Below are 13,031 nucleotides of genomic sequence, written 5' to 3'. Positions count from 1 at the left end.
TTATTCATAAAATGTAGCTTGATGCAACGAACGGACAGAACTAATTTAATATTTTTTAAACCATTTTAAGAACTACAGCTTAACATAGAACACCCCACTTTATCTCTGGCCCAATCGGGTCTTTTGGCAAACCACTTTTGAAAATTTGGTTGTTCATCATACGGCTTTTTAAGCATTTCGAATAATTCGTTTAGCAACGAATAATCTCCTTTATCCGCGTCATCAATACACAATTGTGCCATATAATTCCGCAATACATATTTTGGGTTCACGGCATTCATTTGATTTTTTCTTTCTGTATCCAAAAGTATTTCTTCATTGATTCGAATACTGTATTTCTCCAACCAATCGTACCAATCTTTCAAGACCGTTTCATTTAAATCATTTTCATTGTAAAAAGCGTCATTTATTGAACCGAAAGCGGTAATTGCAAGATCAGCTTTAGTAACATCACTCAGATTTCTAAAGAAAATCGTCATATCTGTTTCTACCCGTTCCAGCAATTGGGTCAAACTCTGAATCAAAACAATATCGGATTCTTTTTTAATTTGGAAACCGAGTTTATTTCGCATCATATCCAAATACTCCTTTTCGTATTCCGTACTAAAAGCGTCCAAAATAGTTTCAAGTGGTTTTGCATCTTTAATCAAAGGATACAACGCATTCGCCAATTGATACAAATTCCAGAGTGCAATTTCAGGTTGATTGCCAAAACGGTATCTTTTATGTTGACTGTCCGTTGTATTAGGTGTCCAGCCGGAATTATAATCTTCCAACCAACCGTAAGGCCCATAATCAATCGTGATCCCGTGAATAGACATATTATCAGTATTCATAACGCCATGAACGAAACCAACGCGTTGCCAGTGTACAATCATTTTAAGTGTAGTTCGGGTTACTTCCTGAAAAAAGGCGAGATATTTTTCGATACCTTCCCCTTGAATGTGAGGAAAATGATGTTTGATCGTAAAATCAGCCAGTAATTTGAGATTAACATAATCTTCTCGAGAAGCAAACATTTCGAAACTACCAAAACGGATAAATGACGGAGCCACTCTGCAAACGATAGCGCCTTTTTCATAGGCAGGATTTCCATTATACATTACATCGCGCAATACCTGATCACCAGAAAGCATAAGCGATAGCGAACGTGTTGTGGGAACACCTAAATAATGCATGGCTTCAGCGCATAAATGTTCCCGTATGGAAGAACGCAATACCGCAAAACCATCTGCAGTTCTGGAATATGGAGTTGGACCTGCTCCTTTTAGTTGTAAAGTATATATCTTATTTTCATGAATAACTTCGGTGAGATTGATGGCGCGACCATCTCCCAATTGTCCGGCCCAATTCCCAAATTGATGTCCGGCATAACACAAGGCAAAAGGATTTGTTTCCGGATAAACGGTGCTTCCTGAAAAAATGTGCAAAAAATCAGCTGAAAGTAGGTCTTCATCAGAAATGCCAATGGCATGAGCCACTTCATTAGAAGCATGAATTAGTGATGGGTTGGATGGTTTTTTGGGCAACACATACGAATATGCCGATTGCTGAACCTGTCTTGGTGTATTGATTTCAATGGGGTCAGCAGGCAATTCAGAAGTGAAATTATTTTTTATGTGGAGTTTCATAATACTAAAAAACATTAAAAACAAAGATAATTGTTATAAGCCAGAAAACTTTGCACTTTCGATTATTATTATGATTTGTTCGGTCAAAATAATTAAAAATTAATCCAAAAAAAATCCTGTTTGCCGCAGCAAACAGGATTTCAAATTTATAACAATTTTCTAATTAAGAAAGTGCAGCTTTTACTTGATCTGCAGCCTCTTGAAATTCAACAGCAGATAAAATTGGCATTCCTGAATTATCAATTAATTCTTTTGCAATAGCTGCATTGGTACCTTGTAAACGAACAATGATAGGCACTTTAATGGCATCTCCCATATTTTTGTATGCATCAACAACTCCTTGCGCCACACGGTCACAACGAACGATTCCACCAAAAATATTAATCAAAATAGCTTTTACATTTGGATCTTTTAAGATAATACGGAAAGCAGTTTCAACACGTTTTGCATCAGCAGTTCCACCTACGTCAAGGAAATTAGCAGGTTCAAAACCAGCATATTTAATTAAATCCATAGTTGCCATCGCTAATCCAGCTCCGTTCACCATACATCCTACTGTACCGTCAAGATCTACATAGTTCAAACCTACTTCTTTTGCTTCCACTTCGATTGGGTTTTCCTCACGAACGTCACGCATATCAGCATATTTCTTTTGTCTGTATAAAGCATTATCATCGATATTTACTTTAGCATCTACAGCCATAATTTTATTGTCAGATGTTTTCAAAACCGGATTGATTTCAAACATCGACGCATCAGAACCTATGTACGCATTGTACAAAGAATCGATGAATTTAACCATTTCTTTGAAAGCATTTCCAGAAAGACCTAAGTTAAAAGCAATTCTTCTGGCTTGAAAACCTTGCAGTCCAACAGAAGGATCCACTTCTTCGGTAAAAATTAAATGTGGGGTGTGCTCCGCAACTTCTTCAATATCCATTCCACCTTCAGTAGAATACATAATCATGTTACGACCTGTAGCTCTATTCAATAAAACAGAAACATAAAACTCAGAAGTTTCACTTTCACCAGGATAATAAACATCTTCAGCGATTAAAACTTTATGTACTTTCTTACCTTCCGCAGAAGTTTGAGGTGTAATCAATTGCATCCCGATGATTTGTTCTGCAATTTCTTCTACTTGTTGTAAGTTTTTTGCTAGTTTAACTCCACCACCTTTTCCGCGTCCACCTGCATGAACTTGGGCTTTTACAACATACCAACTTGTACCAGTTTCGGTAGTTAATTGTTTAGCAGCAGCAACCGCTTCTACTGGACTATTAGCAACGATTCCGCGTTGAATGCGAACCCCGTAACTAGCTAAAATCTCTTTTCCTTGATATTCGTGTATGTTCATAATATAGAATTTGTCTGGATTCTGAATTTATTCCAGAATAAAAGTGCCACAAAAATAGCAAAATTAAACGTAACTGTTATTTTTTTTTTGATTTAAATGGTGTCTAAATTTCAATAGTCCAAACGAAACTACAACTCCTTTCAAAATAAAAAAATATAAAGATTAACTCCAAATTTGTTATAAATTCAAAAGCAAAATGATCAGTAAAATATTTCTTTCAAAACTATCAATCCATCGGCTTCTATTTGGTTTTCTCGTTGTAGAAAAATCAAATCGAATGCGTTAAAATCCTATTATTATGTTTTATTTAACCTTTTTCTACTATAACTGTAAAAACAAGCCGTTTTTAACTTTTACACCTATTATATGTTACTAAATCTTTAATTTTGTATAAAAAATATTAAGCATGAAAGTTAAAGAACAAGGCCTTTATTTGCCCGAATTTGAACACGACAATTGCGGAGCAGGATTCATTTGTAATCTAAATGGAATCAAATCAAATGATATCATACACAAAGCATTGGATATTCTAATCAAATTAGAACATCGAGGTGCGGTGAGTTCAGATGGCAGAACGGGAGATGGAGCGGGAATATTATTTGATATCCCTCATGATTTTTTTAAGAAAGTTTGTGATTTTGAAATCCCCGAGACAAAACAATATGCCGTAGGAATGGTCTTTATGCCCAAAAGTAAAAACCAAGTTGTTTTTTGTAAAACGACTTTCGAAACTTCGATACGCGATCAAAATTTAGAAATATTAGGATGGAGAGACGTACCGGTTGACGCCACTAATTTGGGACGAATTGCCGGTGAGAAAGAACCAACCGTGAAACAAGTGTTTGTGGGTAAAAAAGGCTTAGACCTAACGGAACAACAATTTAATGCTAAATTATTTGCAGCGAGAAAAATTGCAGAACATGCGATCCAAAATTCAAGGATTTCAGAAAGCCACATGTTCTATTTTTCCAGTTGTTCCACCACCACAATCATCTATAAAGGATTATTGATGCCGGAAGACATCAGTAGGTATTATACGGATTTATTAGATGACGATTTGGTAACCCGATTAGCTTTGGTTCATCAACGTTTTTCTACCAACACATTCCCATCTTGGGAATTAGCGCAACCGTTCCGTTACATGTGCCACAATGGTGAGATCAATACACTACGTGGTAATATTAGTCGCATGCGTGCTCGTGAGGAATTGATGAAGAGTGATGTTTTTGGTGACGATATCAAAAAATTATTTCCAATCATTTTAGAAGGAAAATCAGATTCTGCTTCAATGGATATGGTAATTGAACTGTTATTGATGACGGGCCGCTCCTTGCCGGAAGCTATGATGATGGTTGTCCCTGAGGCGTGGGAAAAACACCAGACGATGTCCGCCGATAAAAAAGCTTTTTACGAATACAATGCTTGCATCATGGAACCTTGGGATGGCCCAGCCTCTATTCCTTTTACTGATGGTAATGTTATTGGTGCTTTGTTAGATAGAAATGGATTGCGTCCATCTCGTTATACATTGACTAAAAGTGGTTTCGTAATTATGTCTTCAGAAATTGGTGTTCTTGATATTAAACCCGAAGATGTAGTGCAACATGGTCGTTTAGAACCCGGAAAAATGTTTCTCGTGGACATGAATGAAGGCCGGATTATAGAAGATGACGAGATCAAAAATGCAATTGTCACAAAACGTCCTTATCAGCAATGGCTGGATGAAAATTTAGTACAATTATCTCAAATACCGTATACTCATAATCAAATTCCTGTAGAAAATATTGATTTTGAGACCAGACAAAGACTCTTTGGATATACACTGGAAGACTTAAAGACCATCATAAATCCTATGGGAATCCAAGGGGCAGAGGCATTAAGTTCTATGGGAAATGATACTCCTTTAGCGGTTTTGTCAGATCAGCCACAGCTTTTGTACAACTATTTCAAACAGTTATTTGCTCAGGTTACCAATCCACCATTAGATGGTATTCGCGAAGAAATCATTACTGATATTAGCCTGGCTATTGGGGGAGATTATAACATATTTGACATTGTTCCAAAACATTGTAAGAAACTAAAAATTCAAAATCCAGTAATCTCAAATGAGGATTTAGATAAAGTAAAAAATATTGATCATGCTGATTTCAAATCAGTAACAATTACAACTTTATACGACATCGAAAAAGGAGTAAATGGTTTAGAACGCGCTTTAGAAAGAGCAGTTCAAGCTACTTTCAAAGCCGTTTCTGAAGGGTGTAATATTGTAATCATTTCGGATAGAGGAGTAAGCGAAAAAATGGCTCCAATCCCAATGCTATTGGCTTGTTCCTATATTCATCATTCGATGAACATCCTGAAATCTCGTTCTAAGTTTGGAATCATCATTGAATCTGCAGAACCACGAGAGCCGCATCATTTTGCCTTATTATTTGGTTATGGTGCCAGTGCAATCAATCCTTATATGGTGAATGAAATTATTCACAACCAGGTAAATGAAGGTTTCATTACTGGTATTAAAGCAGATTACGCCATTAAAAACTATAATAAAGCGATTGCAAAAGGGATCCTGAAAATCATGAATAAAATTGGTATCTCTACGCTACATTCGTACAGAGCAGCACAGATATTTGAAATTTTGGGATTAAATAAAACATTCACTTCTAAATATTTTCCCTACACTCCTTCCAGAATTGAAGGAATTGGTCTAATGGAAATCGAAAAAGAAATCAAAAAAAGATACCAGAAAGCTTTTCCAAATTCGAAAGTGAGTAATTTACTGCCTCTGGAAATTGGCGGAATTTACAGATGGAGAAGATCAGGAGAAAAACACATGTTTAATCCAACAACGATTTCTAAATTACAACAAGCGGTACGTTTAAATAGTCCTGAAAGTTATAAGGAATACTCTGATATGGTTAATGACCAAAGTGAAAATCTAATGACAATTAGAGGTTTGTTTGAGTTCAATAATCTGGATCCTATTTCAATTGATGAAGTCGAACCTTGGACCGAAATTGTAAAAAAATTCAAAACTGGAGCCATGTCCTATGGTTCAATCAGTCAGGAAGCCCATGAAAATCTAGCAATTGCTATGAATAGAATTGGTGGAAAAAGCAACTCTGGAGAAGGTGGAGAAGATCCAAAACGATTCCAAAAAGACTTAAATGGAGATTCAAGAAATAGTGCTATCAAGCAAGTCGCTTCCGGAAGATTTGGAGTTTCTATTAATTATCTGACCAATGCCAAAGAGATTCAAATAAAAATGGCTCAAGGTGCAAAACCCGGAGAAGGTGGACAATTACCCGGCGAAAAAGTAGTGCCTTGGATTGCCGAAGTACGAAATTCTACGCCTTATGTTGGATTAATTTCGCCTCCACCCCACCATGACATTTACTCTATTGAAGATTTATCCCAATTAATTTTTGATCTAAAAAATGCCAATCGTGAAGCCAGAATTAATGTAAAATTAGTTTCAGAAGTGGGCGTTGGAACGATCGCTGCCGGTGTTGCCAAAGCAAAAGCCGATGTGATTTTGATTTCAGGATACGATGGAGGAACTGGAGCTGCACCATTAACTTCACTACAACACACCGGTATTCCATGGGAACTTGGCCTTGCCGAAGCGCAACAGACTTTAATCTTGAATGATTTAAGAAGCCGTGTCGTATTAGAATGTGACGGACAATTGAAAACAGGACGTGATGTAGCTATTGCAGCTTTACTTGGAGCTGAAGAATTTGGATTTGCGACTGCTCCTTTAGTCGCATCCGGTTGTATTATGATGAGAGCCTGTCACTTGAACACCTGCCCCGTAGGTATTGCGACACAAGATCCAGAACTGAGAAAAAATTTCAAAGGAACACCGGAACATATTATTAACTTTATGTATTTTATTGCTGAGGAGTTAAGAGAAATCATGGCACAACTTGGATACAGGACCTTAAAAGAAATGGTGGGACAATCTCAAAAATTAAATGTCAATAAAGCCATCAAGCATTATAAAGCCAGCGGATTAGATTTATCGGCTATTTTGTATAAACCTGAAAAAGCAAAAGAGGTTCCAAACCACAATACTACAACACAAGATCACGCACTAGAACACGTGCTTGACTTTGACATCATAAAAGCCGCTATTCCATCCATTTACAGGAAAGAGAAAACGAGAGTTACATTTGATATTAAAAATACAGATCGTTCCGTTGGCGCTATATTGAGTAATGAAATTTCAAAAATATATGGTGCACAAGGATTACCAGATGATACCATATTGGTAGATTTCACAGGTTCAGCAGGTCAAAGTTTTGGTGCTTTTGCAACTAATGGCTTGTCCTTTAAAATACATGGAAACTGTAATGATTATTTAGGAAAAGGACTTTCTGGTGCAAAATTAATTATTAAAGTTCCTCCTACTGCTACTTTTAAACCAGAAGAAAACATCATTATTGGTAATGTAGCACTGTATGGCGCTATTAGTGGCGAAGCCTATATTAACGGTATGGCGGGAGAACGTTTTTGTGTTCGAAACTCGGGAGCAACAGCTGTTGTTGAAGGAATTGGAGATCATGGATGTGAGTATATGACAGGTGGAACAGTGGTGATCCTTGGCAAAACAGGAAGAAATTTTGCAGCAGGAATGAGCGGTGGCATTGCGTATGTTTTTGATCCAAATAAAAAATTCGACGCTACTCTTTGTAATATGGAAATGGTCGCTTTTGAAACATTAGAAGATGATGACTTTACTAAACTGAGACGTTTAATAAAAAATCATTCATTATACACCAATAGTCCACTTGCAAAAAGAATTTTAGAAGATTGGGAAAACCAACGCAACCATTTTGTCAAAGTGATGCCTACTGATTACAAAAAGGCATTAGAAAGATTAGCCGAAGAAAAAAAAATTGAAGAACTACTAGCACTATAGTTATGGGAAAGATAGGAGGATTTAAAGAATATAATAGAACAGATGAAAGCACTGTACTAGTTGAAGAGCGTGTATCAAATTACAATGAGTTTACAATTCAGTTAGAAAAAGATAAAATTAAAGAACAAGGATCCAGGTGCATGGATTGTGGGATTCCTTTTTGCCACAGCGCCTGTCCGTTGGGAAATTTAATTCCTGATTTTAACGATATGGTGCATCAGGAAGAATGGGAAGGTGCCTTGAAAATATTACAATCAACCAATAATTTTCCTGAATTTACGGGTCGTTTATGCCCCGCTCCATGTGAAAAGTCATGTGTTTTAGGAATTATAAGTGAGCCAGTAGCAATTGAAAATATTGAAAAAAATATTATCGAAAGAGGTTTTGCTGAAGGTTGGATCAAACCACAACCACCAGAAATTAGAACAGGAAAAATAGTCGCCGTTATTGGCTCCGGTCCTGCTGGATTAGCAGCAGCACAACAGTTAAATCGTGCAGGACACACCGTTACCGTTTTTGAAAGAGACAACGCCATTGGTGGATTACTACGTTACGGAATTCCAAATTTCAAATTAGAAAAAGGAATTATCGACAGACGTGTTGCTGTTTTAGAAGCTGAAGGAATCACTTTTAAAACGAATATAAATGTTGGCGTAAACTATAGTGTTGAAGAATTGAACGCTTTTGATTCAATCGTATTATGCGGTGGCGCCACAGAAAGAAGAAGTTTACCTACCAAAGGAATAGAAAGTCAAGGAGTGGTGCAGGCAATGACTTTCTTGACACAACAAACTAAATCACTATATGGTGAAGTAATTCCAGGTCAAATAATGGCTACCGGTAAGGATGTGATCGTTATAGGTGGCGGAGATACTGGTTCTGATTGTGTGGGAACATCAAACAGACACGGAGCTAAATCAGTGACTAATTTTGAGATTTTACCCAAACCACCCGTTGGAAGAAGTGAAACTACCCCTTGGCCGTTTTGGCCATTGCAATTAAAAACGTCCTCTTCACATGAAGAAGGGTGTAATAGAAACTGGTTGATCAATACCAAAGAATTCATTTCTAATGAAAGCGGCCAACTTGTAGGTTTAAAAACCGTTGAAGTGGCTTGGAAAATGACAGCGGGACAAAGACCTGAATTGATAGAAAAAGAAGGTTCAGAAAAAATTTGGCCATGTGATTTAGCTTTATTGGCACTCGGATTTACGGGTCCTGAAAAAACATTAAGTGATCAATTAGGATTAGAAACTGATATGAGAAGCAATTATAAAGCAACAAATTATCAAACGAATGTTCCTCATATATTTACTGCAGGTGACATGCGAAGAGGACAATCTTTAATTGTATGGGCAATATCTGAAGGTCGTGAGGCAGCCAGAGAAGTTGATAAATACTTGATGGGGTATACCAATTTACCTACCAAAGGAAATGGTGATTTACCCAACTTATAATTCTTGCTACCATTTTGTAACCCTTGACAGAAAAATTTGTCAAGGGTTATTTTTTTTTAAATCAACAATAGATGTTCAAATTATAACTTTTTGTTATAATTTGTTAGAATTCAGTTATTAGCTTGTAGGACTAAATAAAGAGTAATAAATTTGCTGAAAATTAATAACCATGCAATCAAAAGACTTACTACAATTAGCAGAACAATTTGGCAGTCCAATATACGTTTATGATGCCGAAAAAATACAATCTCAATACAATAGATTAACTAAAGCTTTTTCTAAAGTAGATACGTTACGCATCAATTATGCCATGAAAGCATTGTCAAATGTTGCAATACTCCAATTATTAAAGGATATGGGAGCTGGTCTAGATACCGTTTCTATTCAAGAAGTACTATTAGGCCTTCATGCCGGTTATGCACCCGAAAAAATATTTTATACTCCAAACGGAGTTTCTCTCGAAGAAATTGAAGAAGTAAACGCGATGGGAGTTCAAATAAATATTGATAATTTATCAATATTAGAACAATTTGGGACTAAACATCCTAACGTACCTGTTTGCATTCGAATCAATCCACACGTAATGGCTGGTGGAAATACGAATATTTCTGTAGGACATATCGATAGTAAATTTGGAATCTCGATTCATCAATTGCCACACCTTGTTCGTATTGTAGAAAACACCAAAATGAATATTGTAGGCATTCACATGCACACTGGTTCTGATATTTTAGACATCGAAGTCTTTTTATATGCTGCCGAAATATTATTTGATGCGGCTAAAAACTTCAAAAATCTTGAATTCCTAGACTTTGGAAGTGGATTTAAAGTGCCATATAAAAAAGACGATATCGAAACGGACATCGAAGAATTAGGCAAAAAACTATCCAAAAGATTCAATGCGTTTTGTACTGAATATGGAAAAGAATTAACCTTGATATTTGAGCCCGGCAAATTTTTAGTTAGCGAGGCTGGCTTCTTTTTAGCTAAAGTTAATGTAGTAAAACAAACCACTTCGACTGTTTTTGCTGGAATAGACAGTGGTTTTAATCACCTTATCAGACCAATGTTGTACGGATCGCAACATCATATCGAAAACATCTCTAACCCCAAAGGAAAAGAACGTTTTTACTCCGTAGTAGGATACATTTGTGAAACGGATACTTTTGCAAACAACAGAAGGATTTCAGAAATCAAAGAAGGGGATATTTTATGTTTTAGAAACGCCGGAGCCTACTGCTTCTCAATGGCATCAAATTACAACTCCAGATACAAGCCTGCAGAGGTTTTATGGCTAAATGGAGAAGGCCATTTAATCCGTGCCCGCGAAAGTTTTGAAGATTTACTTAAAAACCAGATTCCGTTACCCATAGCAGCGACAGTCTAAAATAGGAATCCCATTTGTCCATGCAAATGGGATTTTTTTATTATTAAACCCATAGCAATTTGAAACCTGTTTCATTCCAAAAAAATAATCAATCCTTAACATACTGCGTGAAGTAGTTTCTTTACATTTGGAATTCTTACAAAAAAAAGAAACAATGAATAGACGGAAATTTTTCAAGAATGGCTCTTTATTTGCAATTGGCGCAACTGTACTAAATACTTTTGAAGGCAATGCACAAAATAAATTTTAGCCTAAACAAGACTCTGAAAATCCTGTAAAATAAAAAACGCCCGTCTTTATCGTAAAGACGGGCGTTTTATTATTAAACTCGACTTAGGTTTATTTATCGTCATCTAAAAGTGTGTCTAACACTTCAGACTCCGTACCATTTGGAAAAGGAATTTTTAGCATTTGTGAAAGTGTAGGAGCAATTTGCGTAATATACTTTTTAGCATGCAACTCCCCTTTAGGAACTTTCCAACCATAAAAAAGCAACGGTACATGAGTATCATAGCTATTAAGTGTTCCGTGCGTAGTTCCGGTAGCTTGATACTGCATGTAACCCGCCTTATCTAACACCACAATTTCACCATTTTGTCTCGGATCATATCCCTTAGAAATAAAACTCAAAAAATAATCATCTCCGGAAGAAGCTAAAATTTCTTCCTCAGTATACACTCTTTTAACTTGCTCCTGTGTCATCAAAAACGTCTTAAAACTTTGTTTTACAACATTCATATCCAATCCTTTATTCTTAATAATTTCTGTATTAAAAAACAGATTAAAATTAGAATAATCCAAAACTAAATCAGCACCGAAACTTTCGTTAGAAAACTTTTTCAATGCTGCAACAATATCTTTAGAAGGTATATTTTTTACATTGTATTTATTATCTTTTAAAAAATTTGGATTTTCGGCGCCTGCATGATCAGCAGTCAAAAAAAGCAAATAATTATCTTTTCCAACCGTTTTATCTAAGTAGGTTAAAAACTGAGCAATAGTCTCATCTAAACGTAAATAAGTATCTTGCAACTCCATAGAACGAGGCCCAAAAGTGTGACCAACATAATCAGTAGAAGAGAAACTAACAGTCAAAAAATCTGTTATATCATCTTTTCCGAGGGATTCATTTTCTATAGCTTTCATCGCCAAGTCAGCTAAAATATCATTGCCAAAAGGAGTAGAACGTAAAATATCAGCCCCTTTTTCTTTAAAAATTTCTTTCAAATCATAAGGAAAAACAGGTCTTTTAGTTTTATCCAATTTCCCTTCATATGGATTATCATCTGCAAGACTTTCATTATAAGTAGCAACCGGCTTAAATAAATCCCAGCCTCTATTGATATAATTCATATATCGTTTTTCTTCATTGAATTCTGTAACCCAATCCGGTAATGCTAAACCATAAAAAGTACTTGAAATAAAGGCTCCTGTTTTACTGTACCAAAAAGCCCAATTGGCAAAGTGACCTGCTGGTAAAATGGCACCACGATCTTTGATACTCAACCCGATTACTTTGCCTTCAAAATTTGTTGCCATTCTTAACTCATCAGTGATGGTGGTGCTTAAAAGGTTTTTTGGAGACATAGCCCCCTCATTTTCTAAACCATCCCCAACTGTTTTCACAGAGGCATCGTCAGTGCAATACAAATCCTTTCCTGTCGCTTTATTAAACCAATCATTCCCTACAATGCCATGAGTAGATGGTGTAGCTCCAGTAAAAATACTGGCATGACCAGGGGCAGTATAGGTGGGTACAAAATTATAATGCATGTTATGAAAAGTGTACCCCTTATCCATTAATCTTTTAAATCCATTTGATGAAAAATCATCCGAAAAACGATATAAATATTCCATTTTCATTTGATCCACAACGATACCAACTACTAATTTGGGTCTTTGTTGCGCTTGCAAATTTGACATAAGAATAAAGACACAAAACAAAAATATTTTTTTCATAATAAAAATTTTAATGTTACAAAAGTACATTTTTGATTTCGAAAAAACTTAACTATGGAAAATCTACAGATAAATTTAACGGTAACATAACCATTACAATCCTAGTAGCATGAAAACAAGTCAATAAAACTCTCAAACTATTAAAAAACTAATTTAATTAAAAAAATCTCGTTAAAAAAACTGCACCATAATAATAGAAATGGACATTAACAAAGAAAGGCGACGAACCGAGCCCGCATGGCGAACACGTGGTATCTATAAACAAAAGAACCCCAGTCTTTTCAGACTGGGGTTCAAATAAAGAAAGGCGACGAAC

Annotated in this window: 6 protein-coding genes; 3 read left to right on the top strand and 3 right to left on the bottom strand. The window is 35.9% G+C overall.

The genetic code is table 11. The features are described 5' to 3' along the window. Positions 1–65 precede the first annotated feature (65 nt). Both EKM05_RS06810 and sucC read right to left on the bottom strand, forming a co-directional pair. Complete coding sequence (locus EKM05_RS06810; protein WP_199749580.1) at positions 66–1,634, bottom strand: YdiU family protein; 1,569 nt, start codon at positions 1,632–1,634, stop codon at positions 66–68. A 160-nt stretch (positions 1,635–1,794) separates the two neighbouring features. Continuing rightward, entirely contained in the window at positions 1,795–2,988 is a 1,194-nt protein-coding gene (gene sucC / locus EKM05_RS06805; protein WP_126460171.1) for an ADP-forming succinate--CoA ligase subunit beta, read from the bottom strand. A gap of 406 nt (positions 2,989–3,394) precedes the next feature. Between sucC and gltB the strand changes: the two genes are divergently transcribed. From gltB to lysA, 3 genes are all read left to right on the top strand, one after another. Next, positions 3,395–7,912: a glutamate synthase large subunit gene (gene gltB, locus EKM05_RS06800; RefSeq protein WP_126554313.1), complete on the top strand. Its 4,518-nt coding sequence runs from the start codon at positions 3,395–3,397 to the stop codon at positions 7,910–7,912. 2 nt (positions 7,913–7,914) lie between these two features. After that, entirely contained in the window at positions 7,915–9,369 is a 1,455-nt protein-coding gene (locus tag EKM05_RS06795; protein WP_126554311.1) for a glutamate synthase subunit beta, read from the top strand. Positions 9,370–9,538: 169 nt separating this feature from the next. Then, positions 9,539–10,756 carry a diaminopimelate decarboxylase gene (lysA, locus tag EKM05_RS06790; RefSeq protein ID WP_126460160.1) on the top strand — a complete coding sequence of 406 codons (1,218 nt, stop codon included), beginning with the start codon at positions 9,539–9,541 and terminating at the stop codon, positions 10,754–10,756. A 339-nt stretch (positions 10,757–11,095) separates the two neighbouring features. On the opposite strand, the gene pafA is transcribed toward lysA, so the two are convergent. Continuing rightward, positions 11,096–12,715, bottom strand: a complete 1,620-nt coding sequence (pafA, locus tag EKM05_RS06785; protein WP_126554309.1) for an alkaline phosphatase PafA — start codon at positions 12,713–12,715, stop codon at positions 11,096–11,098. Positions 12,716–13,031 lie beyond the last annotated feature (316 nt).

The organism is Flavobacterium sp. GSP27, from assembly GCF_003970395.1.
GTDB lineage: Bacteria > Bacteroidota > Bacteroidia > Flavobacteriales > Flavobacteriaceae > Flavobacterium.
This window is presented reverse-complemented; position numbering and strand designations above follow the sequence as displayed.

Coding starts and splice junctions, on each gene's coding strand:
- sucC (WP_126460171.1), bottom strand. CDS start 2,988: ATGAACATACACGAATATCAAGGAAAAGAGATTTTAGCTAGTTACGGG.
- gltB (WP_126554313.1), top strand. CDS start 3,395: ATGAAAGTTAAAGAACAAGGCCTTTATTTGCCCGAATTTGAACACGAC.
- EKM05_RS06795 (WP_126554311.1), top strand. CDS start 7,915: ATGGGAAAGATAGGAGGATTTAAAGAATATAATAGAACAGATGAAAGC.
- lysA (WP_126460160.1), top strand. CDS start 9,539: ATGCAATCAAAAGACTTACTACAATTAGCAGAACAATTTGGCAGTCCA.
- pafA (WP_126554309.1), bottom strand. CDS start 12,715: ATGAAAAAAATATTTTTGTTTTGTGTCTTTATTCTTATGTCAAATTTG.